Below are 24,714 nucleotides of genomic sequence, written 5' to 3'. Positions count from 1 at the left end.
CCAAACAATTCGTTTTAATATATTTGTATAGAGCTGTACTTTATAGAAAATTACGAAAAAGGAAACATCATGACGCCTGACGAACACGAGGACCTTGAATTTTTTTACTACGCGATGCTGGGATTAAATCATCTCAAGCAGATCCCGATTTCTGAGCTTGAAGAATTCGACATCGTGATGGTGCAGCGCTTATCTAAAGCGGCGCGTCACGAAGGAATCATGCTCTTGCTCGGAGTTGACCGTTCCGAAAAAGCCCTTATCGTTGAAACTTACTGTCCGGACCATCAATCAACACCTCTAGAACCATTCTCAGAGGCTACTTACTCTGCAATTTACATCAGTAATGAAGCCGATCCTGAATACGTGATACAGGTCCTTCGGGAGATCGCCACTCGCTACTATTATTTAGAAGCCCCGACTTACCAAAAATATGACCATAACGACGACTCCGTTGAGATGGAAGAATTCCTCCTAGGAAATGCACGAGCTAAGTACAAGCACGATATATTTATGCGGGATCATGCCATGCACTGCACCCTTATCCCCAATAATTACAAAACACGTCCGTAACCCATAATAATATTCTAAGAATATTTGATCTGCTGCCACTTTTCACGAATTTAAAAAAAGAGGTTAGATAGTAATATTAGAAAGTGCAGCAGTGCTGAAACCAAAATCTAAAAACAGGACTCACCATGAAAAACCTACTTAACGCCCACATCAGCCAACCACTTTTGAATGCCCTGCAGAGCGCGGGATTCGCCTCTAAACCCGTGCTGAGCCCTTTGCCACTGTAACGATGATCGCCGGCGCGATTGCCGTTGTCGGCCTTCTAATCGCCAGCGCTGCTCACGCTGTAACCGGTCCGAATTCTCCGTCGTCGTAGGCACATTCGCGGCCGAAAAGGTTGCGCTCACGCTTAATACCGGAAGCGGTTGTGTGACCGAGAGTACGTCGCCGCCAGGACCGTTCGCGATCAGACTTCCGCAACCGGCTAGTGGATGTGGCCGTCACAGGACGATGCCGGTGTTCGTTGGCTTACCGTGACTAGAGGAAGCGGCCCAAATTAACCACGCCAAACACATCAGAGCGCAGTTACCTTTCAGTCTTTTCAAATGGCGCAATGATAGCGATTCCGATGTCTGGCTTGTCTGAGACATTGCCTTACGCGAAGCTGTTGGCATTACGTTAAATCTGTTAAAAACGTGGCTGATAATGGGGAAGTTTTGGGCTGATGGGTCAACCATACACTCAGGAATGCCTAGCAAGTTTAGCATTGTAACGGCCACCCAAATAATTAAGTAACCGTTTCTCTGTCCGCCGCGCCAGGCAGAGCGTAGAGAATATTCCATAAATGTCTAGATCGCATGTCTAGCGGTTTCAAATATTTTAGACACTCTCAAATTTAGAGAGCGTTTTATAAATTACAGGAATCAAATATCAAGTTGCGGAAACACTTGCAGGCCAAAAATACAGACAATTAATTTTGCAAAAAATATTCAAATTATTTGCTAACCTGGAGAAAGTGAGCCGTAATTTTGTTTTGCTACGTTAATATAGTGAAACGAACGGATCGGCCGTTTCTGGCGCCAACGTGTAAACCTGAGCTGCCCAACTTTAGATTGAGGTTATTTTTGATGAAGACTCCTAAAAAACTTTTTCGCGTTACTATTGGCTGGAACCCAAGCGATGCCTCCGAAGGCGACTTCAGCGAGCTGGTATGGGCTAAGGATGAGGAATCCGCAAAATATGAACTCGCTAGACGCATGAGTTTCGAATGTGTTCGTGAGCTTACCCCGAAGGAGCGACGTATGGACGTAGAAGATATAGTATACGGCGCTGGTCCATACTGCGTGGAAGATGTGGTCGCGCAACTACCCAGTTTACTTACCACATTGTTGGCAGGTCCCCGGCTGGCGCTGACCTTAAAGCGCGCACGGGCGCTTCAAGAAATTTTTAAAATTTTAAAAAGGATCGGAGTGAGGACACCGTTGGACGCGTAGTGAACGAAAGCGGTCGTACCCAAACGTCTTGGCGAGAAACTGCCTTGGCGCCAAATTCGTTCGGTGGGCAGCTAGGGAGCCGTTAAGCTGCTGGGTTAGTATTTTCGTTTGCCTACCAGCACTTCGTTACTTGCAATCCGAGCTATTAATTTGAGTTGGTCTCCTGATATGTCGCCAGGGTTTTCGCAAAATTTATTCACGGCGTGTCTCCGTTATTGAGTCCGAGAACCGATCGGGAATCCCCTAGCAACGCGCTCATCACTTGACGATCGTCAACGCACACCCATCTTTGAGGGAGAAGTGGTGCCGCATCTAATCTGGTTGTGGAGCTATTAGACGGTGTAGACAAAATCGCAGATATAACCATGGCATGCTACCTCTGATGCGAGGGGCATGTCATGCAACGAAACGGCGATCCGATTCTCAGCGGCGGCTATTCCTGGTGGCATACCGCGACATTGAAACCGGAGCATATCCAAGCTTTACACGAAATCGTGGCCGAGTATGCACAGGCCAGCTTAGAGGAAATTGCTGACGAGTTGGATCGTCGCTGTGGGCTGCGGGTACGCACAGCGACGATCCGGCGTTCCTTGCGTGGGCAAGGAATCGTCAGGCTCAAGGAGACGCGGTGGGTTTCGCCAACGGCCGATAAAGACTCAAGAGCTGCCAATACATGGCGGCGCACCGGCGCGATGACGTTCCCTATTACAGCACCCACCTAACCGACGCAGAATGGGACTTGGTCGCCGACTTGTTCGAGCGCGCTCCGCGCCATTAAGGCACGCCGGCGCATTACAGTCGGCGTGAGCTGGTCAGCACCTGTTCCTACATGCTCGGCACAGGCTATGCCTGACGGCTATTGCCAACAACATTCCCACCTTCGCACACAGAACGTTTACTGTGCCAATCGTTTTACTTCCCTCTTGTTCGCCGTAACTGCGTTTTCGTTGCCACGGTTTCCAGAATAGTTAATTTTAAATTTATAGGCTAGAGCCTGGTCATATTGCATGACTACACAAGCGCTCGGGTACAAAATATTCGTCGTAATTCGATGGCAAAAAATCAAACCTTAACGACATTAAGAATATGACATCTGCCAAGAGATAGCCGGACGATGGGTTAGGAATTCGATAGAGGTGCATAATGCACCGTGACGGAAACGCCACGGGATAATCCAATTTATTCCCTAGGTGTTTCGAGCGCTATTATAATTCCGAACTGTGCACTTTGTAATGCACAGAAAATATGGGAACAATAAGGTTTTGTTTTCTCATACGCAGTTTAGGGATGTCTATTTGCTTCGAAAGAAAGTTGGAGTATGGGCCGGAGGAACCGGGCCAGCAAGAGACACTTTAAACTGAATCCAGTACCACGGTAGGCTTAACAATCGAAGTCGCGGGTTGTTAAGCCGTGTCAATTACGACATAAATGACAAGACTTACCGGCAGCATTATTAAGGTCGCAGATGAAAACTAATGCCATAACAGGAAAGTGTATGAAAATTATCGAAATCACGAAAGCGGAGAGATTGATTAATAAACTATCTGCGCGAGTAGAAGACATGCCTTTTCAAGTGCAACAGGCCTGGATGTTCAGTTCCTATTACATTGAACACTACTTGCAGGAGCATGCGAACAACGGCGCGGGCCTAAATTTCAAAAATACAACACTGATGGCGGTCGGCCGATTAGACTGGTTGCTTCAGGAAGCACGGTTGACTCTCACGAAATTATTCAGCGAGGCGGACATTTATACTCTTCTGGATTGCTACCAAGGTGATATTTTTTTCCCAGATCGAATGAACGCTATAGCCTCTGGCCTCTGCAACCATCTTGGGATTGAACTTGATGAATATAAAATTTCCAGCCTCGCTCCGCTCATCGACAAGCTTTGCAGCCTAGATACGGTGCAGCGACTGGCGTTGGTAGATGCCCTTGAACAAACTTGGCATCGGGGTATGCGTAAGGAAAAAATGGAGCCTCGGGAATTTCTTGAGTCTATCGGAATTCTGCTGAAATAAGATTTTGCCTTGGAAGGGTCGCCTTGCTGAGTTATTAAATACGGTCCTAAACGTAAAGCACCCCATGTTCTATAAATCAAAAATTTATTTTGCTTTTGGCTGGTTAGAGTTTCTGATTGGGAATAGATTGGAACTCCTCGCGATTTTGCATTAGGGGAAATGCAACGAAAATAAAGATTCCATGCTCACCGGAAATTAACACATTCGCTGGAACTGCAGACACGAAATATAGTGAAAATAATATGAAGACCGATATAGACGAATATTTAGAGCAGGTCAGGCGAGGGTTAGAGAATTTTTTTGACGCACTTGAGATTATGTCGATTTCTTCGGAAATCCTTATTGTTCAAATTGGGGAAGACGATCTGCGTAGACTGCAGCTTCTGTCAACAGCCGCTACTTTCGATGCTTTAAAGCTTGATCTGGGAACTTGCGGTCCTGACCACAGGCTTGCGGTGACTTACATTGCCCCATGGACTTCGGCGCGCGTATTCGACGATCTCGATGAAGCTGAAGCTCCGACTATTTATATTAAGAACGATGCCGATGCCGCTACCGTTAAAAAACATTTGACCGAAATCTCGGATCACCATGATTCTTTTGGCCATTTCCCGAATGAATTTTTTTTCCGGAGCCACCTACGAAAGAAATTTGATGTTAATTTTATGAAAAGCAGCGCGACGTTGGGTCAATCTGAAACCATTATAATGGTGCGTGGCATGCAGAAAATTGGTATGCCATTCGGATATTTAGTGAACTGACGCCGCAAACGGGTAAGAGCCCCAGCCCGGACAAATCCTTGCCAGTTAACGGTTGATGCCTCACATTGTCAATTTGCTTTCGCTCCTGCAAAACCAAAGCAGCGAACGATCAAATGAAAGGCCTAGAACGCTGCGCTGAAGGCGCGTCGGTAACTTCTCATCTGGCTAAGCGAGGTATGTGCTGGTGCGGCAGTGCCAGCCGCAAACGAAGTCGCAGCCCGAAAATACAGCAAATCGGTGAGGTAGCCCCTGATCCGGCGGACACAGTCGATGCGGTATCCTAACGGGTTGTGATACTACTGTGACTATGACTAGGGACAACCCGACCAGCATGCGCAGCCTGATGGGAGTACGGTCTGTAATTCACATGCGCATATTTGGTAAGGAAGGCAGAGGGCTTGCTGTAACCAAGTCGCCCAAACGCCGAGACAGTGGCCGCGCTCCTGCTTGCAAGGTAGCGGTCGAAGAATCGAATCAGCGCAAGTGGTTGGATGACTTTCGAGATTGCCTGCGATAACGACCCCGTCGGGACGTGCGGTTTTATAAAAGCTGCCTGGACCATGAGATCGTCGCCTAGCGTGTCGGGACGGGCCGCAAATTGCCTGGTGAACCGATATGCGACATGATAATTAAGGCGGTAGAGGCACGCTTTGGAAGCACTGACGAGCGAGCGATTAACCCCAAAATTCTTGAGCGACAACGGTAGCGCTTTCGGGGCAATCGAAACGCAGTCCCTTGCCTCGCGCGGCCCTCGCACTTCCGCAGATTGGATCATCGAAATCAGCCAAGCACAGGGAAGCCGGCCGAATCTTCAGCGGACTCGACTCTCTCAAGCGATAAGCAGGCCCGACCGTAGGTGCGCTATCGGCTGTAATGCGATGAATGGCGTCCAGCGCAGCGAGGCGTTGCTGTGGCCACCAGCTGCTATGCGTTACTTCTAGCTAGGCCAATCACACAGTCCCTCGGACGCCACTCCTGGGTTCGATAGCTAGACTGGTGAGCGATTAACTTCTCAACATCGGCATTCTGCTAGCGAAATTCTCCCCCAAGACGTCTCGCTCTTGGCGTCGGCACGCTGCAGCCTCGCGTTTGAGTGGCGGGGATCCCCCATTTCCTTCCCACCAGTCGCCCCGGCGTTAGCATGAACCACAATTGAAACTAACGGACAGTAAAGATAGAAAAAACTTCCATACAGATACGCCGTAGGCTATTCGAGCTCTGCCTTTCGCCTGGTCGCTCTCAGACCGATACTAAGAGAGTAAAAGGAACAAAAAGAACAAAGAGAGTCCAGAGAATCCCCCCGGCACCTGACCGGAGCCAGTGGCAGTCGCATCCCCTTGGGTTCGGGTAACTTGTTTGTCTGTTAGTTTCATTTATGGTATCCTTGGCATACTCTACACCGAAAAACCCTGACCGTTCGCGCCTTCGGCGCCAGCCGCCAGGCGGCCGCGGCGAACGCAAATAACGAGGTGCCTTTGCCTGACCTGGAAACGTGGGACGACGATCCCCTTGCCGCCTTCTCGGCATTCGTCACGACGCCAGCTTTCGCCAGCACCAGCCGACGACTTGGCGAGGCCGAGCCCGCGGCAATCTCCACGAAGTCGGCTGAGGTCTACATTTTCATGTTCCGCAAGTTCGTGACCTGGCTGGCTGGCCAGAACCGCCGCTTCTCGCAGGTCGAGGAGCGCGACCTAGTGCGCTTCATCAGCCAGCTGCGCCGGCGCGGCGAGCAAAACAGCGGGATCACCGAACGGTATCTGCGCCTGCTCGAGCGCTGCTACAGCTACCTGCAGATCGCACCGAACCCGGCGACGTCGGCCACCAAGCTCGCTGTCGACAACCACTACCTTGCGCAAAACGTCGGCACTGAAGCACTGGCCCCGGAACAGGTAGACGCATTCGTGGCCGCCCTGCCCTCCCGCGAACGGCCAGGCCCCAACCGACCCGGGCGACTGCCCAAAGCGTGGAAGCGCCGGCGTGACCACGCCGTACAGGCGACGCTGCTGTTCGGAGGCTTAAAGGTGGCCGAAGCGATCGGGCTGCACTTGGGCGAGGTCGAGGATTCGTTTAGCCCCCTGCCCATCCGGCTGAAAATCAATCCAGAAGACAAGCACGCCACCAGCTACGAGCATGAAACTATCGTCCACGGCTACGGCGCAGACGCGCTGCGCTATTGGCTCATCGAGCGGCTGGCCGAAGATGGCAAGGGCCAGCGCCTGATCAAAGGGGACCTGGTCTTCCCCGGCGACAAAGAAGGCAAGCCGATGTCGAAGGTGACTCTCTGGCGCCAAGTGAAGGAGACGTTCGCCCGGGCCGGCATCGACGTCAACAGGAGCGGCGGCCGCACCTTGCGAAATACGTTCGCCGCGCAACAATTAAAGGAGCACGGCCGCACGAAAAACGACGTCAAGGGGTATCTCGGCCTAGCCTTGGAGCGATCTGCCGACATTTACGAAACCGCAAAGCCAAGGAAGAAGAAGTCCGATGAAGCTCTCTGAAATCACGAGCATCCTGGCCGCGGCCGGACTGCCTGCGCTCTCGCGCGACCAGCTGCTCGAGCTGGCCGGCTCTGGCGGCGGCAAACGCTTTGAGGCGGCCCTCATCGCCTTCGGTGCCGGCGATCGCCAGCAGCGCGACGAGCTGGAGGCAACCGTGCGGGTGCTCGACGCCAAGACCCGGACGACCCTGCAGCGCATCGGTGGCCAGCTGCCGGTCGACCAGCTCGTGACACTCGCGTGCAAAGAGCAGCGCCGGTTCTTCGACGCCATCGATGCGATCGCCCTGCGTACGCCACGCGCCGCGGCCGCGCGGAGCTATCTGGCGGAACTCGGCGCAGCAGCTGCGGTAGCCGAGAGCACGCCGGCACCAGCGGATCCACCGTACTACAGCTTTAAGATATTTTCGTCGGCCGCGGCGCTGTGCATCGCAGAGGCCACAACCAGGGCGGAGCGCAAGCACACGATCAACATCGAGGGCGCCGTGGCGCTCGCCGGCGGCGGCGCTCGCAAGACGTTCGACTGGCCGAACAAAATCGTGGTCCAGCTCACAGTGCAGGAAGCCTACCAGGTGCTGGCTCTGCTGGAGAACAAGATCCGGTCGCTACGCTTCGATGGTCACGGCCGCGAGCACGACAAGTCGCTCCAGATCGAGTTTCAGGACTCGCACTATTTTTTTCGGCTCATCCAGCGTAGCCGCGCCGCCGTGGCAGTTCAAGTGCGTCCGGTAGACTCGTTTCAGATCGTTTCGCTGTTATACAAACAATTATTACGTAACGAAAGCCACCTGAGAATCGACGACATCCGTGCAATGGTCGACCGCATGGTAACGATGGGGCAAACCGCGGTTAAACCGCTCCCGGGACAAGCTTAGCGCCAATTCCCCGTTGTGAACGCCGATCAGGCTCACCACGCATCCAGATCGAAGGGACGCTGGCGCTGGACGGCGCTGGCCGCCGCAGGAATTTGACTAACCGAACAAGATCATTGTCCAGCTGACCGTGCAGGCGCGTACCTCGCCCCTGTTTCAAAATCTCAGTCATGCATGAGCTGCCTGCACATGTAGACGACCAGGCGCGTCCCATCCCACTATTGCAGGACAAGCGTCTTAAGATGAGGTTAGATCAAGACTTGGCTCTTATCCGCAAAGTGAGACAGCTTTTCGACAGTCGGCTCACCCCACAGCGCGTCGGCGTACCACAGGCTCAGGGCCGTTCGCGTCACACCCTTGTCGAGCACTTTGTCGAGCGCGGGCACCTTACCGGTCGCCTGCGCCCGAAACTGTTCATAAGTCGTGCTCCGCTGATCGGCATCCATCTCCTTGAACACGTCGAGTGCGAGCTTGGCGCGCGCACTCAAAAAACGCTCGAGCAGCGTGGGTCCTTCTGCCGCCGAACCAGCCTTAAGTCGCGGTTCCGTCTTCTTGTCAGGCATCTTGGCTTCACTCTTCAAGGCCCAACGTAGGTAGGCCACTTTCGAATGGATCGGACTACCATTCGAAGAGCTGATGCGGGCCGCGACGACGGCCAGCGCCTGGTTGATCTTGTCGTCGGCATACTCGCCAATGACATTGCTCGCTTCTTGCTGGGTCATCCCCAATGCCATTAACTTCTCGACCAAGTTCAGGTCGATTGTGAACTGCGCACTTGAGTCCTGCTGGGTATCTGGTTTGAACTCGACACGAAATTGCAGCTGCTGAACCCGACGCCCTAGCTTATGCTCGATCAGCTCGACTTCGATATCGGTGACCCGATTGACTTCAGCGATCGCGTTTTTGAGGACATCGCGTTTGAAATACTTGTACTCGGGTAAATCTTCCGGCTTCTCGGGCACCGGATTGCCAGTAAGCAGACCGTACCAATGCTCGACTGAATAAGGCGACGTCAATTTCGATGGATTGGTCGCGTAGCGCCGGCACAATTCGTACAAGGCCAAGGCGGTACCGGACCTGAGGAGTCCTTGGTAATGAATGCTGAGCCGGGTATATGTTTCCGGCTGCATGACACTCTCGTGCACTTCGGGGGGGAACGCAAAGCCGACCCATACCTGACCAGTCCGGCTATGTAGCCCCTTTGGATTCACGAAGGTAACCGATGCGATCAGACGCTCGCTGGTCCACTGACGGTCGGTCTCGAGCAGAAGCTTAATGTCCTGCATTTCGGAAATCTGTTCACGCAAAAACTGCATGTCCCGACTGTCGTAACTTGCGTTACGCGCCAGAACCGACAGCGGCACCCAGAAATATTTTTGCGCAGCGGGAGTGTCGATCGGCGCGTCCTGTCCCAGCTTGCGAATCCGCTGAGCGTGGTACATGAGGACATTGAACACCTTACGGTTCAGCAGAGTCAGACGGCCAGAAACAACGCGAAGTCCGATCGCCTCGTTTGACTTACGAATCTCGAGTTCTGAACGCGGCGCTGTCGGCTTCACAGCCACGTCAACAACATCGCTCGTACCGGCAGCCGTCTCATGGGCCTTCACCGCCATTCACATCTCCCCTTACCTCGTTGCGCCCAGGCTCATTGCTAAAACACATTATTACATGCGTCACCATACGTGAGTCAAGTATATTCACCTTCGCGAGGTGAGCGCCGCTACACACCAATCGTCACCTCCCTGAAAAGTCTCACCTTGTGTTTTTATTCACGTTGTAGTTCCTGAATAAGCTCACCTTTGCCAGCTCTGGCGGGCAATCCAGCCCCTGCATGAGGGCGCACCGTCGAGATAGCACGATACAAGCGCGCACAGATGACGCATTATGTTGCAGTCGCCGACGCCCTGCAGATCCTGACCGCCATCAGCGGTACACGAGACAATCGCAAGAAGACATCGTGGTGTGTCCCCGCCTGCCTAGCTATCGCTCCCAGATAAGCACGACAAGGTCACGACGTCGCACATGCGTGGAGCGCCGACGTATTCGTCTCAGTCCCTGGAGATACTCACCTTAGATGCTCTCCATGTGCTCTGCAGCTCTTCAAGCTCACCTTGGCGTGCATGGCAGACGGAAAATGTAGACACTGGAAACGGAAAAGCATTTTCTGACCACGCATAAGGCAACGTCCTCCCTGTACAAGCTCACCTTTCTGCTCGGCGTCCCTGTTTGTCCTCACCAAAAGCGCAGCGCAACTCCCTGCCAGATCTCACCTTTGGAGTAGATCTCCCTGAATCCACTCACCTTAGCTCCCTGGATATGCTCACTCTGCAATAAGCGCATCCCCGCAGGTACTCACCCAGGTCCCTGCGCAGTCTCACCGAGGTACCCGTGCAGCCTCACCTCAAATCGCTGGAAGCCGCATGAACACTGGCTTTCAAGAAACGTAAACAGGTAAACGGTGGTTAACTATGGTTTTCAAATAAAACCTTCTCAATGGCTGAGACGCCCACAGGTCGCATGCACGGTGAACATCGGTAAACCATGGATCAAACGGAGGCTGCTCCGAACAGCCGTCGCGTATCAGCCTGCCTACCCTGGCAGCTGCTTGCCGCTCCAGTCAGCGAGATGGCAGGGAGCGACTCCAACGCCCCATATGGAAGCCAGACAGTCAAGATGACACCTGGTCTTCTTGCAACATCCGGGTGCAAGGAATAAATACGACGGCACCCCGTTACCAGCACTGTCAAAGCAAGGACACCATCTTTCTCCAGCTGCTTAACCCGCATGAATCGCCCCTTTAGGTGTACCTGGCGGGCAGGTGGCTCTATCAGATGGCGCCAGAAGCATTCGCCACGCGTCCCCGTACACACTCACCTTTCTTAAATCGCCCAACGCAAGTCCCCGAACAACCTCACCTTCAGGCAAGGCGGCTGCCCGGAAAAGCTGATCGTCGACTCAGCCAGGGGATGTGCGACCTATAAGCACTGCGGCGATCCGGCAGACTCCCTGTAGCACCTCACCGAGGCCGACGCTCCCTGCCGATACTCACCCTCTCCTGCCAAAAGTCCCTGTTTGTTCTCACCTTGAGCGCTGTGGGTGCCTGAATCCGCTCACCTTCGCTCCCTGCGTGACCTCACCCAACAAAGCCCACATCCCCGTATGCGCTCACCGACCTCCCCGTGGAATCTCACCCCTCTCACCGTAGAGTCTCACCTCAACCCCGTGAAAGCCGCATGGATGCTGGCTTTCAGCCGATGTAAACAGGTAAACAAGGGTTAACTTTGTTCTTTCTAATAAAACCTCTCAATCCACCTGCGAAAACGCATATAATCGATAAGGTCTGAAATCCGCATGATGTTCCGCTTACCAGTACATAATTCGCCATGATGAGTCATCGGCCATCTGGGTCAGCCATATCGCTGTCGTCGTATAAACCTAGCGAGACGTCCCTGTATTGGCTCACCATCTACTGGCTCCAGTACGATACAGACGCGGAAGACCCAGCTCCCCGTACACCCTCACCTTCCGCAACGCAAGCTCTTCGTTCAAGTTGAGCTCAAATTGCATCCCGTGCCGTACATTTGTTACGGTCCCCGTTGGAGTTCACCGGATCGAGCCAGGTCCCAACGATCTCTCTGAGGAGCAATAAAAGATCCGGGGTTGGCGCACACAGTGCTCCCTGTATAGGCTCACCTTAGCGACACAGGCATCGGTTTTTTTTTGCCAGAAACCCAAGCGCACGAGTACGCTGCGTCACCACCATCGTTTCTCTTCCTTGACACCGGGTTTTCAGTTTTTATGTCCCTGTAGCGACTCACCTGACGGAGACATCCTGCTGGAAATTGACGTTTGCAAGGAGAACCCGTCGGCCAAGCCGATAGTCGCCCTTGCGAGGATTTCCTTTGATTTCAACATATTTTCCTTGCATTAAGTCCCACATGTGAGAGAAAATTGCTGAATCAACATTCGGGAGGCTGACTTGGGACGCAAGACATTCAAGGTACAAGGCGTGGCCAAACTGCTTGGCATCAGTGTCGACTCTGTACGTCGTGACGCCGACGAAGCCGGCTTGCAAATTGAACGCCAAGGTGGAAGCGGACCCAAGACGAGGATTTTCACCGTCGAGAACGTGTTCGATTTGGCTGCACACCGCGGGCGCAAATACGGTTTGACGCCCAAGAGCAAGCGTATCTTGACGGTGTACGCACCCAAAGGTGGGGTAGGTAAAACCACCATCAGTTCGAACATCGCTTGTATTCTTGCCCTGATGGGCTTGCGAGTGCTCGTGATCGATCTCGATTTCCAGGCCAACTTGACAATATCGTTTGGTTACGACCCTGAGCTCACTCCCGAGGAGGCCACCGCCGCTGGGCTCCCGCAATCGACCTGCGTCGAGTACCACCTGGGCCATCTACTGCCACAGTGGCAACAAAATGGTACGGTACAGCCACTGGTCAAGGTCATCAAAAAACCTTTCGGAGAGAACGGCCCCCATCTGATTCCGTCCGAAGTCACGCTCGACCGCCTGGAGGCGCTGTTTACTGTCGACGCTATCATGGGGAAGAAACCCGAGTTGGCAATCGCACGCTGGCTCGACGAAGGACTGTCAGGCAGTAATCCAAACTTGGATCTGTCACAGTACGACATCGTCATGTTCGACGCTCCCCCGGCAAAAAACCAAACTACACGGGGGGCCTTGTTAGCCAGCGACTTCGCTGTCGCTCCGGTATCGATGGAGCGCTACAGTACTAAGTCAGTGTCCTACCTGGCTGACGTGATCGGTGAGATGAAGGATACGTATAGCAAGTTCCCTCAGCTGTCGGTACTTGGTAATTTCTTCGACGCGAAGCGGGTACGCGTCGCCGCCCAGGTCATTGCGCTCACGAGTAAATATCCGGAAGCGTGGATGGACAATCAAATCAGCTCGAGCGAGGAATTCAAAAAGGTACTCGACGACGACGACGGCCTGCCGTTGGCCTTGGCTCGGCCAACGAGCACGCCCGCCGACGAACTGCGTGCCACAACCCGCGAGTTGGTTGAGCGGATGGCGATGTTGAACTCAAGTGCCCAGAAAGATGGCTTGCGCGTCGCGTAAACAAGGCCGGTCAATCCTAAAATGGAGAATCTGTGACGAAACACCAGCAGTCAGAAGCGGACTTCAACGCTTCCTTGGCGGAACGCCTGCGCGCCGTGCCGCGAACCGCGGCGCCGATGCACATGAATGAGCTCCCGAGCGGGCCGTCGAAATCCTTGACCGACCTGCTGAGCGAAAACCAGCCATCGCAAAGTCCTCCGGCACATGAATCACCACGTGCGCCCGGCCTGGACGATCCCGGTGTCATCGCGACTCGGCGCGTTCCACTGCATTTGATCGTCGACTCTCCCTATCAACCACGCAAAAAGTACGATGAGTCCGAGCTGCAGTTGCTGGGCGAGACCTTAAAGGGACGTGGACAAGACGAACCGATTACACTCCGGCAGATTGATGGCGGGAAGTATGAGCTCATTGCCGGCCATCGCCGCGTTCGAGCCGCGCGACTGGTAGGCTGGTCCGAGTTAGATGCCCGTATCGCCAGTTTTTCGGACCGGGAAGCCTGCCTCGCGACCTTGGTGCACAACGAGAGCAACGTCAAGCTATCGGATTACGAGCGCGGCCTGGCTTACCAGACGGCACTTAAAGAGGGCTATGCGTCGACCCAGTCCGGGGTTGCCACGGTGTTCGGCTGTACGCAAGCGCGCGTCTCCCAATGTCTGAGCTTGTTCGATCTGCCTCAGCCATTGCTGGAACTGATGGCGAAGTACCCGGAACTGATCACCTATCGCAAGGCGCGCGTCATCAAGGAAGTCTTGGCTAAGCATCCGTCTGGTGAAGATACGATCATCCGTGCGGTCGAGGCTCTGATTGACACCCCGCAAATGGATCAGTCAGAACTGCGCGCCGTATTGTTAAAACCGTTCGAGGCCAAGCGTGTCCGCACGAAAGCTCCCGTCCCACGTACCATTAATGATAAGAACGGTGAATCGGCCTTTCGAGTTCAAGTCAAATCTCGCGATATCGTGATCCAGGTCGAAGATGGCGTAGACGTCGAGCTGGCCCTACAAAGCGCCGTGCTGGCCTTGCGGGAGCTCGCCGTAACGCTTGAGTTGCCTAAAAAACAAAAATCCAACAAGACACCGGACTGATCGTGCGTCGCCGCAGCTATCCACGCATGGGCTACGGATGTTCGCCAGCGCGTGACAACCGCTACTCAAGCGCCTTCTGCGCCCTTGATTAGCGACGCACAGTCAGAGCATGGGTGTAGACGCTGCACAAGCCTACCCAGGCTTTGTACCAGTGGTCCGTGACACCCATACAAGCAGCATGTGGTGATGAGACCGAGGAACAGGCTACAGGCATACCGCAGTCCTCACGCATGCTGTGACGTCGAATCCGAGGCATGTTCGGCCACCCTCCCCGGACCGTCTCGTCACGACCAGGCAGCCCCTCATCCCCCAACAAGGGATGTTCGCAGTTCGCGGTATAGGCTTACTTCGTAAGCCTATAAGCTTGCCACGCGTTCTCTACCATTTTCTCGCGAGCTTGGTCGCCGATGTCTCTCGGCAAAAAACCAATAGTGGCAAGATCCCGGCAGTACGTGACCGAAGCCGGTGGATTGTCTCTAAATTTATTCAGAACGGTGCCAGTTCGATGCGAAAGGTGAGTGTCTACAGGGAGTAAGACACGGGCATCGATACGCAAGGCCCCGGTACAAGCGCCATATGCCGGTCGTGGCGACGCGTACGCACAGCACGCCAGGGTTTTTCGATGGTCGACTAAAAAACGCGCTCCTGCGGGCATTGGTCGAGTCGAAAGGTGAGTGCTTACAGGCCATCGTCAGTGAGCTCATTTCGGTCCCTAAGCTTCGCAGAAGCTGTGCGCTGTACCTGACGCCTCAAACTAACTGCCGACAACGAAATGCTGGTGGTAGCAGACCCCTATGCTAAACAAGCTCACTTGGCACATCGGATGGACGAACTCGAGAGGGTATCGAAAACGACCTATTAGCATGGTGAGCTCCCGCAGGGACGTGAAACGTAGGACTGACGATGATCGGAACCTTGACCAGACCCATGCAAATTTCCTACGTATTGACCCTAGAAGTATCTCGATATCGGCCAGGGTGGAACGCACGAATTCGCTCCTGCAAAGTTCTCCTTACGGGTCGAGTGGCCGCCTCCTGATGTGAATCGGCGTGCTGAGCAGACGAACATGCCATCAAAGGTGAGACCGAACAGGGAGCACAATTCACATCGGCTGACGCGAAATAGTTTCACTGGTTGGTGGGGTTTCGGCCGCTTGGGCAAGCGCGCAAGTAGAGAAGCTGCGCCGAGACAGATTGAGGATGGGTTCGATCGAAGAACTTAAGGACAGGCGCCTCACTCGCAGATTGCCGGTTTGATGTTGCTGAATGAAAAGTTGCGTTTGTTCGAGTCAGGCCAGGGTTGCCAGCCCACATCTTCGCAACAAGCATTTCCACAAACTATACGACCTGATGAGTTTTTCCCGAACAGCGTGCTGAGATCAGTTCCGCATTGAAAAACCGCCCGCAATAAACCTAGGTCACGTGAACCGGCATCAGCGAATGGATTGATAGGTGTTCTGGCTACAATCAACTTTTTGCTGAGTGTTTAGTCCACCGTAGCTTTATGGAAGCTTTGCAAGGATCCCTAGAGTTCGCTTCCGGGCGGCATTGGCTTTCCAATCTATCCGGTCGCTATGCGATCAGGACTTGTCAATTTGTGTTATTGGCATTTTGAACCGAGGCCGGGCCATCGTCTCCCCCCCACATTGGACAGCAAAGTGCTTTGTAATGAGCCGCAAGCTGTGACGTTTATCGCAGGCTGATTCCGCGGTTTTCAAAAGATAGTGGTAGCGACGCATTGTCCTTCCGACTCAATCGACGAGCTTGGTTCCGAACAATACGAGTGCCGATATAAGCTGCTTATAAAGCTGATTGTGTCGGTTGCCTTGCCAGGACAGGTTCTGGGAATCTTCGTTTTTACTTTGGCCCCCGTCGCTTGTCGCGAGCCATTCGTTCACGTCCTGTACGGCAAGCGCTCATCGTACAACCAGAGACGGGTTCACAACTGGGTACCGGCTTCCCAATCATGACGGCCTCTCAGCCGTAAATGATCCTGCCAGACCAACCCCTCACGTATAGCTTCCGTGAGTGCGCGCGTCCAATTCCGCGAGCGGCGCCCCAAATAGCGCCGCACCACGACGCTGTCAACGCTGACCTCCGTGTCCGTAAGGGAACGAAACCAGCCGGTTATTCGATGCCGACATTGTTATTGGAGCGACTGCTCAATGCTGACTTCGACTGTCGGACTAACGGCTTATAAGCTGCTTATAAAATTCGTAAACTAAAATCGGTGTCACTGAAGGCCATCTTCAGCGTTTATAAGCAGCTTATAACTTATCCCAATTTTGGTTCACCGGTCACCTTCAGGAGGTGACGCAGCCTTGCGTGCACGTTAGACCCGCTCGCTCGACAGAACTGATACCTGTATTTTCCCGCCATTACGGACATTCCGTCAGTGTGCATTGGAATCTTACGTCGTCCCGGAACAATACGACTGATGGTGGAATGAGGCCAACGGGTGGAGAACTTAGGATAATCACGTGCTTCTGCCGCGCGAAGATACGCACGCAACTTCCCGATCCTGACGAGGACGGGAGCTAGCACGCTGCAGTCCGCAGCTGTTGCATCCACTGGGCATTGTTGACCTCGCTCTTTCAGCCGGACGCGGAGCGCGTTTCACGCGCCCTAGCCAGGATGAGTTCAAGCGGGCGACTCAAGCACATGCTAAGCAGTGAACCCATGCGCCGGTCGATTGCACCTCAATCGTTTGCGAGCGGGTCGCGACCGCCCTTAGCCATGCCTTCCGAGCCGGTGGCGAGAGCTTAAAGGTCTGACCGATCCGTTGCAGGGATCCGGGCCGATACGGTGCAACGAAATCGCAAGTAGCTATCGTTGGGCTACGAATGGATGAGCCTTTCGATAGCGCCCGTCCTGATGGTGTAAAGCCAGAGAGAGGGGGAAGTAGTCGTAAGCAGGTGCGCGCGATGATGCGTTGTGCGAGCTCGGCATTGAGGCGGTGGATTTCGGCGCCGGCGCGGCGAGGTGGCGTCTTCGGCGATGCCGTCGATGGCGTCGTGACCATTGACTTTCACCTGTACCAGCTTCACGACGAAGAAACGTCCGGTGTCGTCGACTGCGCCGAGTTCGGCCTGCAATTCCGCCGTATCGAACGCCACCTGCAACTGCGGCAGGCGGGCGGCGACCTGGTCGAGCAGGGGATGGCGCAGCGACTCGGGCGCGGCCGGGTCGGCACCGAGCATCGTTAGAAGGCGCGGTTGGCCTCTTCCAGCTCGCCCTCAAGCGACATGCGCAACACGCCGAGATGGATATTTTCCAGCAAGGCAGCGAGCCGGGTTTCCGAGCGTATCGCGCGTGCACGGACCTTGCTGCGGTCGAGGCAGGTGCGCGCCGCCACCGGCAGGCGCGCATAGTGGCGCGGGCTCTTGATGACGTAGTCGTCGAGCCCGAGTTTCATCGCTTCGACCGCGATTTCCTCGGCACCGGTGGCTGCGCATCGAAGGCATTGACCTGCCTGAGGATGTCCAGGCCGGTAATCCAGCGCAACTGGAAATCCGTTTTGACGAGGTCGAGCTGCAGTCCGGACTGCAGCTCGCGCTCCCAGCCAGTTTGATCGCTCGCCTCGCGGATGGCGCAGCCGGGCAAGGTGGCGTTCGAGTTCGCGCCGCGTCAGCGCGCGGTCGTCCGGGTTATCGTCGAGCCGCAGGATCGTCGGGTCATGCGTTGATTTTCATTCTTGCGTGTTCCTTTAAAATTGCGCCAGCGTTGGCAGCAGCGGCAGGGTCAGGTTGGGCTGGAACCAGTAAAGGCCGAGCGCGCCCAGCAGCTACACCAAGCCATTGAACGCCACCGGCTTTTGCAGGTAGGAGTTGGCGCCCAGCGCATACGCTTTCTGGATGTCTTCGTCTTCGCTCGACGAGGTTAGCACGACCACGGGCATCGTCGCCAGGTGCGGCTGGCTGCGTATCCAGCGCAATACCTCCAGGCCCGAGCGCCTCGGCAGCTTCAGGTCGAGCAGGACCAGCGCGGGCAAGGGGTGCTGCCCGCGGTAGCCGAACCGGGCGCTGCGCTCGAGCATACACAAGCGGTATCCGGGCGTAGGGTGCCGCTGCGAGGCTGGAACAGGAGCGGCGGCGCCGTTGCGGCGCCTCCCCCTTTATCTCACTGTGGTGTAAACCGGACACACTTGCCTAATTAATATTATTCTTTGAGTCGAAAGTTTCCGTAGGACTACTCCTACCGTAGACTAGACCATCCATGTACATATGCCAGTGACTAACGGTAATCCGCGCGCGCCTGCCCGCGTTGCATCCTGGATGGCGCAACTAACTGCACACGAGCAAATTCTAAGAAAGAGCTTCCATGAAACTCAGTCGTAAACTTCCCCTCTGTTTTGCCGCCGTCGCCTTACTGGTAGCCTGCGCGGGTTTCTTTGGCCTTTCAGAGCTGAACCGTTCGATCGGCACCTACCAAGGCGCGGTCATCAGCTATAGCCAGGCGCAAGGGGTGGAGACACTGCAGTCGGCCTTTAAGACTCAGATTCAGGAATGGAAGACCACACTCCTGCGCGGGAAGGACGACAGCCAGCGCGCCAAATACTGGAAGGCCTTCGAAGAGAGTGAACGCAAGGTGACGGAAGAAGCTGCAGCGCTAGTCAAGGCGCTTCCCGCAGGTCAGGAACGCGACCTTCTACAGCAGTTCAGTTAAGCGCATGTACAGATGGGCTCAGACTACCGGAAGGGCTACGCACAATTTATAGCTGCCGGGTTTGAGCCCACTGCAGGGGATAATGCCGTGAAGGGAAAGGATCGGGCGCCCTCTGAACTGCTGGTAAAAGTAAGCAAGCAGATCGTTGCCGCGACCGCAAAGAGTGTTTCCGAGGCAGCGGCTGGAAGCGAGCGTGCGACGCTCCTCAGCGTGCTTGCCATGGTGCTGGGTTCAGGCGCCGCAATTGCTGCCGGCCTCGTCGTTTCGCGCTCAATCGTGCGTCCGCTCGGCCATGCCGTGAAGGTGGCGCAATCGGTTGCCGCTGGCGATCTCCGTGCCCGGATCCACATTACCTCAAACGATGAAACTGGCCAAATGCTGGCGGCGCTGAAGGATATGAATGCCAGCCTGGTCGGGATCGTAACGAAAGTGCGCAGCGGCGCCGAGACGATCTCGGTAGCATCGGGCGAAATCGCTCAGGGCAATCTGGACCTTTCTAATCGGACTGAACAGCAAGCCAGCGCGCTGGAAGAGACCGCAGCATCGATGGACGAACTTACCTCGACCGTGAAGCAGAACGCCGAAAACACACGCCAGGCAAATCAGCTTGCCGCCAGTGCGTGCGAGATTGCCGCCAAGGGCGGCGAGGTTGTCCAGCGTGCAGTAGGCACGATGGAATCCATCACGGAATCGTCGAAACAGATAGCAGATATCATCGGCGTCATCGAAGGCATCGCATTTCAGACCAATATCCTCGCGTTGAACGCGGCAGTGGAAGCGGCCCGCGCCGGTGAACAGGGCCGCGGCTTTGCCGTCGTCGCATCGGAGGTGCGCAACTTGGCCCAGCGTTCCGCCACGGCTGCCAAGGAAATCAAGGCCCTGATCGGCGCCTCGAGTGAGCGCGTCGAAGCCGGTAGTGCCCTAGTCAATGAAGCGGGCGCAACCATGACTGATATCGTCGCCAGCGTAAAACGGGTCATGGACGTCATGACCGAGATCAGCGCCTCGACGTCAGAGCAGGGCGCGGGCATCAACCAGGTCAACAACGCCGTCACGGAAATGGACAGCGCGGTCCAGCAGAACGCGGCTCTGGTCGAAGAAGCGGCAGTAGCAGCCCAAGCGCTCAGTGAGCAGACCGTAGCACTCAACGACGTAGTTAGCGTGTTCAAGCTTGAGGACGATGCGCAGGCCGCCAACGATAACGCGCTGACTCGGGCGAGCAAGCCTGTACGGGGCACGAGCGCTAGCGGCAGGGTCCTGCTGACCTAGATGCCACTACGCCGCTGGGCGGCAGCAGTGAGATCGACCGTGCCATTGCATTGCAGTGGACACGCTAGTGTTGCTGCGAATGCTCGGGAGCGACAATACGGTCTGGCAAGTAAGCGAGGCATATGTCCTTGATGACGAAGGATGCATTTTTGTACGGCCAAAACACCGCCGATCTCGGTCCGCTTCTGGCCTATTGTGTTGCAAAAACTCAGTGAGCTTGCTCGCAGGTCATTAAAGAGCGTTACCTCGACTGTCCAAAACCGCGCCTGTTCAACGAACGTCGTTTGGTTGGAAACATAAGGCTTTACACATCGTCCGAAAATGTTGCCTTCCGAATTTTTCAACATAATAGGCCGGTAGCAGACTAGCTTTAAGGTTTTGAAGAAGAAATAGTGGCTCAATCCTCGGCGTTTCTACGTTGACGGGTGAGACGTCTCTGCGGAGGTCATCTAGAAGGATGGACGCTGAGGATGAATTAAAATTGAAATCATCAAACCCAACCTGGACTATGGGAAAAAAGTTAGAACTCTACAAGGCAGTTGCAGAAAGGGAGACAGGGTTCTGGATAGACTTGCCAATCGTCACTCGCCAATTAGTTTCGCGCGATGAGTGGATCAGCTTAATGGAAATAGATCCTGACCATTTCCAGATGGCCACGCTCACGGCCGAAGAATTGATTGGGTGCTCCATGGATAACGGAGGCGCCATCGAGTGCGCAGTACTTCTCACCTGGTCAGACGAGCTGTTGCAGTAGGTATGCACTCGCTTCCGCATGCCTTGAGCCTACTACCAAGAAGGCGCTCGCTCGTCCTGGACTCGACCGTCAGAACAAACATCAACTGTCCGGCATAGCAAAGTTGCTCGTGTGGTTTTTAGACTAGTTGCGACGCAAAGTGGGGAGCGGCGTCTTCTTGTGTCAAACGGGTCGACTGCGTCGATGCGCTCGACGTCGCCGCGGTCGGCATGACGCCATTTTGCGGAATCGCCTCAGCAACGTTTCCTTAAGGAGCAGATTGCTGATGAGATAGGAAGTTCAGCGAGATCGAACAATCGTGAAGCGGCAGGACCGACACGTTTCGCCACGTTGTCAAAGCACGCAACAAGCTTAGACGAACTCCTTCGTTAATAGGATCCCTCGGATGGTGTCACTACACATCATAGCTCGACCAAAGCTTCACTCGACATTACAGAATGTAATGTCGAGTTCCATACATGAGGACCTGAAACAGGACGCTTGGTAGGAAATTGCCCCGCTCCTTACTGCTTGTACATACGCTGGTCAAAGGTGAAGGGCCGCACTACGGTGAGCTTCACCTGGGCATAATCCGGATGTAGAGGATTGACGATCACGTTACTTTCCTCTGGCAGGATGACTGAGGGCACACGCATGGCCAAGGCTTCTCCTCGCTCAAGCCATGTCCGTCCGAGCGATTGGGCGCTGGTCGAGGTTGGCAGCTCGTCCCAGCCTGCAGGAAGGTCACTTGTCTTAGGTGTCAAAATATCGCAGTCATCAGGAAGGTCGACCGAGACCAAAACCAAGGGCGGAAGCGCTGCCTGTCCCACGTGCACGAACTTCTCTAGCGCGCAGATAGCGATAGAAGCACCACAGTATAGTGCCGGCATGCCGACAGGGTTCCAGCGACCGCCATACAGGGCTGCCCCAGCACATAACCGATCTAGCGCATACTTGCGTTGGGCAATGCGCCACAGCCTCACAACGCTCCGCCGGTGGCGATCGCATTCAAGACCTGCCGCACCGCCTTCGCACCAGGTTCCGTATCCAGATAGTCAATCGGTGCCGTGCCCAGGAATGTTTGGTTTGGAGACCTTAACCACTGCTTGGCCGTTGCCTCGTCTTCAAAGACGTCTTCTGCCATCGCGGCAACATCAGCCAGGCGCCACAGCCGCTCCGACGCAGCAGCATCGAGCAGCGCATGGCGTTTGATCAGTCTGTGCGCCGTGGTATCCGGTACGTGTGTGATAGCCCGTATGCGGGCCGCCGGAACTTCAAAATAATCTCCAGCTGCTGTCAGCAGATCTGCATTCAAGCCAGTACGGATCGCTTCGATCGGATCGCGACCAGCTTTCAGGTCCCGGCGCAACACTGCAAACAGATTTTGTATATTCCCTACCGTTGCTCGCTTTGCCCCTTTTGGGTCTCGCTGATCTGATTTGTCCATGGCATCCTCCATTTGGTAATTCATGATACACCAAATGGAATTCTGAGTGCGTCTACTGCCGCTTGACTGCGGACGCGCTCGATCAATTGATGAGTAACCGTAATTTAGTCGGGGGCTCACGGTCCCTGTGAAGGCTCACCTTTCGACATCAATGTCAGGTCGCTGTCGGCCACTCGGCTGCTCTTGTCGCGGCATCAGAATGTCAACAGCCGGGCGAGTACGAAAAGCAGTATTTTCAGCGGCTCTCGAGTGTTTAGAAATGCCGTGACAATTCAGTAAGTCTTCAGAAGCGCACGTTCACTTGGAACGATCGAAGAATGGGGAAACGCGGAGGGGGCCGCTTTTGTCTGTGGCGCGAACGCCGCAGACGGATGTTCCCATCTCCACATTGGCAGGGCGCAGGCGTTTGTGCGCAGCAGCCGATATCTCGCCCAGCGGATTCGCGCGTCTGGTCATCCGTACTGTCGTAGCGCTGGGCTTTGCCACTGCGCCGGCGCTCGCCGATTTAATGAACCTGAAGCATGTTTTCGATTTGCACAGGACAGGTTGTGATTCGTGTTCGATCCAATGCAACGCGAGCAGTTGCTTCCAAAGCTTCCGAAAGCGGCGCCGGGTCGATCCAGTCGTCCACATCGAAATCGCGCCGGATATAGCCCCAGTCCAGCAAGAACTCCTTTTGGGCTGCCAGCCCGGCCGCCTGCACGGAACCGAGCGCGGGCGTCAGCCCGTCGTGCCAGGCAGCTCCAAGCGCGCCCGCGACCTGGGCGCCCGTATAGCCAGGATTATCGAGCGCGATCAGTGGCGTTGCCTCGGCCGGATTGTCACGTGCCCATGACGCCGCATGCACCAGCACATCAAGGTAGCGGCGCACGACGTCCGGATGGCGGCCAAGGAAAGCGCGGTCGACCGTGATCGGCCTTGGCGTGCCGTTGTTGACGCGTTGCAAGGGATCGTCCAACCGGTTCAGGTCAGCCAGTTGGAGGAGCGCCGGGTCGCTTACTGTGGCGTGGCCCTGAGCCCCGCGCAGGAACATGGCGTCCACATAGCCGCTGCGCAGCGCGTCGAGCTCGATGTCCCGGCCTGCATTGCGCTGGGGGTATTCGAAGTCGGGCGACTCGATGTGCACCCAGCGATCGCCACCTGCTCGGACACCTGGCCCGCGGCCAGCCTGCGCGGCCAGCGCACGATGGCGGGGACGCGGATGCCGCCTTCGAGCAACTCCGTTTTCTGGCCGCTGAATGGCCAGGTGCGCGAGAATCGCTCGCCGCCGTTATCGCTCGTGAAGACGATGATGGTATTGTCGGCCAGGCCGCGCTTTTGCAGGGCAGCGAGCACGCGGCCCACAGCGGCGTCGAGCGCAGTCACCATCTTGGCGTAGGTGGCCAGGTTACCGCCGTCGTAGTGAAAGATATCGGTGACGTCGCGCGCTATCTGTTCGTCCTGCGGACCTTCCCATGGCCAATGCGGCGCGGTGAAGTGAAGCGACAGGAAGAACGGGTTGTCACTCTTTTGCTGCCCGATATACTCGACCGCGCGCTCGGCCAACAGGTCCGTGTAATAGCCAACCTTCTGCACAGGCACCTCGCCTTCGTACAAGTCGTCGCGCGCTTGCGCGCCCGAACGCGCTTTGTGCGTGAAATAGTCGATGCCGCCGCCGTAGTCGCCGAAGAAGACGTCATAACCGCTCTTGAGCGGACTGAACACCGGCAGGAAGCCCAGGTGCCATTTGCCGAACAGGGCGGTCCGGTAGCCGGCCTTCTTCAGCAGCGAGGGCAGCGTCGGGTGTTCCGGCGGCAGGCCGATGCTCCTGGACGGCCCGGCGATCGGCTCTTCCAGGCCGCCGCGCAGGCGGTACTGGTTGAGCCCTACCGCGCTGGCGGCCTTCCAGGTGCGTTTTGGTGCGAAAGACTTGTTGGACCTGATGTCAACCAAAGCAGGAAGGGCATTGTGGCGAGCCGATTGCTATACGATGACGATGTGTTTCGATCTTGGTGACGATCGATGCTGGGATGCCCTCGACACTTACATGGATGAGAAAGGAGTGAAACTAGATGCGTAAAAGAACCGAACAATTCGCTGCTGGTCTTCGACTAAACTCTGTTCGTTCGCCTGATGCTCGAGCTCGTGGTGTAACCCCTCTCGAAAATGTTCTGGCCAAACGGGATCAATCGGATATCTTGAGGGATCTGCGTGCTCGCTCGGACCTGTCAGGAATTCTGTGTGCGGGGCCAGAATTGGTGGTTAGATAATTGCGTTTGTGAAGCG

At 55.2% G+C, this 24,714-nt stretch carries 19 protein-coding genes and 1 pseudogene; 11 read left to right on the top strand and 9 right to left on the bottom strand.

Annotated elements, in window-relative coordinates:
- Positions 1–69: 69 nt before the first annotated feature.
- The 7 genes from ACFPOU_RS16930 (at position 70) to ACFPOU_RS16900 (ending at position 8,153) form a co-directional block, all read left to right on the top strand.
- Entirely contained in the window at positions 70–570 is a 501-nt protein-coding gene (locus ACFPOU_RS16930; protein WP_379723727.1) for a hypothetical protein, read from the top strand.
- A gap of 1,067 nt (positions 571–1,637) precedes the next feature.
- Positions 1,638–2,003, top strand: a complete 366-nt coding sequence (locus ACFPOU_RS16925; protein ID WP_379723725.1) for a hypothetical protein — start codon at positions 1,638–1,640, stop codon at positions 2,001–2,003.
- A gap of 398 nt (positions 2,004–2,401) precedes the next feature.
- On the top strand, positions 2,402–2,725 hold the full coding sequence (locus tag ACFPOU_RS16920) for a hypothetical protein (protein ID WP_379723722.1): 324 nt from the start codon (positions 2,402–2,404) through the stop codon (positions 2,723–2,725).
- A 773-nt stretch (positions 2,726–3,498) separates the two neighbouring features.
- The gene (locus ACFPOU_RS16915; protein WP_379723719.1) at positions 3,499–4,023 is read left to right on the top strand and encodes a hypothetical protein; all 525 of its coding nucleotides are present in this window, start codon (positions 3,499–3,501) and stop codon (positions 4,021–4,023) included.
- A 242-nt stretch (positions 4,024–4,265) separates the two neighbouring features.
- A complete protein-coding gene (locus ACFPOU_RS16910) occupies positions 4,266–4,784 on the top strand; it encodes a hypothetical protein (RefSeq protein ID WP_379723716.1) in 519 nt (172 codons plus the stop codon).
- A 1,475-nt stretch (positions 4,785–6,259) separates the two neighbouring features.
- Positions 6,260–7,282, top strand: a complete 1,023-nt coding sequence (locus ACFPOU_RS16905; protein WP_379723713.1) for a tyrosine-type recombinase/integrase — start codon at positions 6,260–6,262, stop codon at positions 7,280–7,282.
- Entirely contained in the window at positions 7,269–8,153 is an 885-nt protein-coding gene (locus tag ACFPOU_RS16900; protein ID WP_379723710.1) for a hypothetical protein, read from the top strand. The genes ACFPOU_RS16905 and ACFPOU_RS16900 overlap by 14 nt, the downstream gene beginning before the upstream one ends.
- A 245-nt stretch (positions 8,154–8,398) precedes the next feature.
- On the opposite strand, the gene ACFPOU_RS16895 is transcribed toward ACFPOU_RS16900, so the two are convergent.
- Entirely contained in the window at positions 8,399–9,766 is a 1,368-nt protein-coding gene (locus ACFPOU_RS16895) for a RepB family plasmid replication initiator protein (RefSeq protein WP_379723707.1), read from the bottom strand.
- A 2,366-nt stretch (positions 9,767–12,132) separates the two neighbouring features.
- Between ACFPOU_RS16895 and ACFPOU_RS16890 the strand changes: the two genes are divergently transcribed.
- Positions 12,133–13,248 carry an AAA family ATPase gene (locus ACFPOU_RS16890; RefSeq protein ID WP_379723704.1) on the top strand — a complete coding sequence of 372 codons (1,116 nt, stop codon included), beginning with the start codon at positions 12,133–12,135 and terminating at the stop codon, positions 13,246–13,248.
- A gap of 32 nt (positions 13,249–13,280) precedes the next feature.
- Positions 13,281–14,336, top strand: coding sequence for a ParB/RepB/Spo0J family partition protein (locus ACFPOU_RS16885; RefSeq protein WP_379723701.1), 1,056 nt, complete (start codon positions 13,281–13,283; stop codon positions 14,334–14,336).
- 2,836 nt (positions 14,337–17,172) lie between these two features.
- Here the strand turns inward: ACFPOU_RS16885 and ACFPOU_RS16880 are convergent.
- The 4 genes from ACFPOU_RS16880 to ACFPOU_RS16865 form a co-directional block, all read right to left on the bottom strand.
- The gene (locus tag ACFPOU_RS16880) at positions 17,173–17,535 is read right to left on the bottom strand and encodes a hypothetical protein (protein WP_379723698.1); all 363 of its coding nucleotides are present in this window, start codon (positions 17,533–17,535) and stop codon (positions 17,173–17,175) included.
- Positions 17,536–17,537: 2 nt separating this feature from the next.
- The gene (locus ACFPOU_RS16875; protein WP_379723695.1) at positions 17,538–17,750 is read right to left on the bottom strand and encodes a hypothetical protein; all 213 of its coding nucleotides are present in this window, start codon (positions 17,748–17,750) and stop codon (positions 17,538–17,540) included.
- Entirely contained in the window at positions 17,747–17,938 is a 192-nt protein-coding gene (locus ACFPOU_RS16870; protein WP_379723692.1) for a hypothetical protein, read from the bottom strand. The genes ACFPOU_RS16875 and ACFPOU_RS16870 overlap by 4 nt, the downstream gene beginning before the upstream one ends.
- 181 nt (positions 17,939–18,119) lie before the next feature.
- The gene (locus ACFPOU_RS16865; protein ID WP_379723689.1) at positions 18,120–18,371 is read right to left on the bottom strand and encodes a response regulator; all 252 of its coding nucleotides are present in this window, start codon (positions 18,369–18,371) and stop codon (positions 18,120–18,122) included.
- Between the two features lie 284 nt (positions 18,372–18,655).
- Here ACFPOU_RS16865 and ACFPOU_RS16860 point away from each other — a divergent pair.
- Positions 18,656–20,269 (top strand): annotated as a pseudogene (locus ACFPOU_RS16860) (methyl-accepting chemotaxis protein).
- A gap of 457 nt (positions 20,270–20,726) precedes the next feature.
- Positions 20,727–21,023: a hypothetical protein gene (locus tag ACFPOU_RS16855; protein WP_379723686.1), complete on the top strand. Its 297-nt coding sequence runs from the start codon at positions 20,727–20,729 to the stop codon at positions 21,021–21,023.
- A gap of 503 nt (positions 21,024–21,526) precedes the next feature.
- Here ACFPOU_RS16855 and ACFPOU_RS16850 read toward each other — a convergent pair.
- The 4 genes from ACFPOU_RS16850 to ACFPOU_RS16835 form a co-directional block, all read right to left on the bottom strand.
- Entirely contained in the window at positions 21,527–21,985 is a 459-nt protein-coding gene (locus tag ACFPOU_RS16850) for an RES family NAD+ phosphorylase (RefSeq protein WP_379723683.1), read from the bottom strand.
- Positions 21,982–22,473, bottom strand: coding sequence for a type II RES/Xre toxin-antitoxin system antitoxin (gene parS, locus ACFPOU_RS16845; protein WP_379723680.1), 492 nt, complete (start codon positions 22,471–22,473; stop codon positions 21,982–21,984). Before parS ends, ACFPOU_RS16850 begins: the two co-directional genes overlap by 4 nt.
- Positions 22,474–22,954: 481 nt before the next feature.
- The gene (locus ACFPOU_RS16840) at positions 22,955–23,491 is read right to left on the bottom strand and encodes a substrate-binding domain-containing protein (RefSeq protein WP_379723677.1); all 537 of its coding nucleotides are present in this window, start codon (positions 23,489–23,491) and stop codon (positions 22,955–22,957) included.
- A complete protein-coding gene (locus tag ACFPOU_RS16835) occupies positions 23,446–24,381 on the bottom strand; it encodes a sulfatase-like hydrolase/transferase (RefSeq protein ID WP_379723674.1) in 936 nt (311 codons plus the stop codon). The genes ACFPOU_RS16840 and ACFPOU_RS16835 overlap by 46 nt, the downstream gene beginning before the upstream one ends.
- Between the last annotated feature and the right edge of the window lie 333 nt (positions 24,382–24,714).

Source organism: Massilia jejuensis (assembly GCF_042656795.1).
Classification (GTDB): Bacteria; Pseudomonadota; Gammaproteobacteria; order Burkholderiales; family Burkholderiaceae_D; genus Telluria; species Telluria jejuensis.
This window is presented reverse-complemented; position numbering and strand designations above follow the sequence as displayed.

What these genes read in the sequence shown, in the direction of transcription:
- ACFPOU_RS16930 (WP_379723727.1), top strand. Translation starts at nt 70, where the DNA reads ATGACGCCTGACGAACACGAGGACCTTGAATTTTTTTACTACGCGATG.
- ACFPOU_RS16925 (WP_379723725.1), top strand. Translation starts at nt 1,638, where the DNA reads ATGAAGACTCCTAAAAAACTTTTTCGCGTTACTATTGGCTGGAACCCA.
- ACFPOU_RS16920 (WP_379723722.1), top strand. Translation starts at nt 2,402, where the DNA reads ATGCAACGAAACGGCGATCCGATTCTCAGCGGCGGCTATTCCTGGTGG.
- ACFPOU_RS16915 (WP_379723719.1), top strand. Translation starts at nt 3,499, where the DNA reads ATGAAAATTATCGAAATCACGAAAGCGGAGAGATTGATTAATAAACTA.
- ACFPOU_RS16910 (WP_379723716.1), top strand. Translation starts at nt 4,266, where the DNA reads ATGAAGACCGATATAGACGAATATTTAGAGCAGGTCAGGCGAGGGTTA.
- ACFPOU_RS16900 (WP_379723710.1), top strand. Translation starts at nt 7,269, where the DNA reads ATGAAGCTCTCTGAAATCACGAGCATCCTGGCCGCGGCCGGACTGCCT.
- ACFPOU_RS16895 (WP_379723707.1), bottom strand. Translation starts at nt 9,766, where the DNA reads ATGGCGGTGAAGGCCCATGAGACGGCTGCCGGTACGAGCGATGTTGTT.
- ACFPOU_RS16880 (WP_379723698.1), bottom strand. Translation starts at nt 17,535, where the DNA reads ATGCTCGGTGCCGACCCGGCCGCGCCCGAGTCGCTGCGCCATCCCCTG.
- ACFPOU_RS16875 (WP_379723695.1), bottom strand. Translation starts at nt 17,750, where the DNA reads ATGAAACTCGGGCTCGACGACTACGTCATCAAGAGCCCGCGCCACTAT.
- ACFPOU_RS16865 (WP_379723689.1), bottom strand. Translation starts at nt 18,371, where the DNA reads ATGCTCGAGCGCAGCGCCCGGTTCGGCTACCGCGGGCAGCACCCCTTG.
- ACFPOU_RS16855 (WP_379723686.1), top strand. Translation starts at nt 20,727, where the DNA reads ATGGACGCTGAGGATGAATTAAAATTGAAATCATCAAACCCAACCTGG.
- parS (WP_379723680.1), bottom strand. Translation starts at nt 22,473, where the DNA reads ATGAATTACCAAATGGAGGATGCCATGGACAAATCAGATCAGCGAGAC.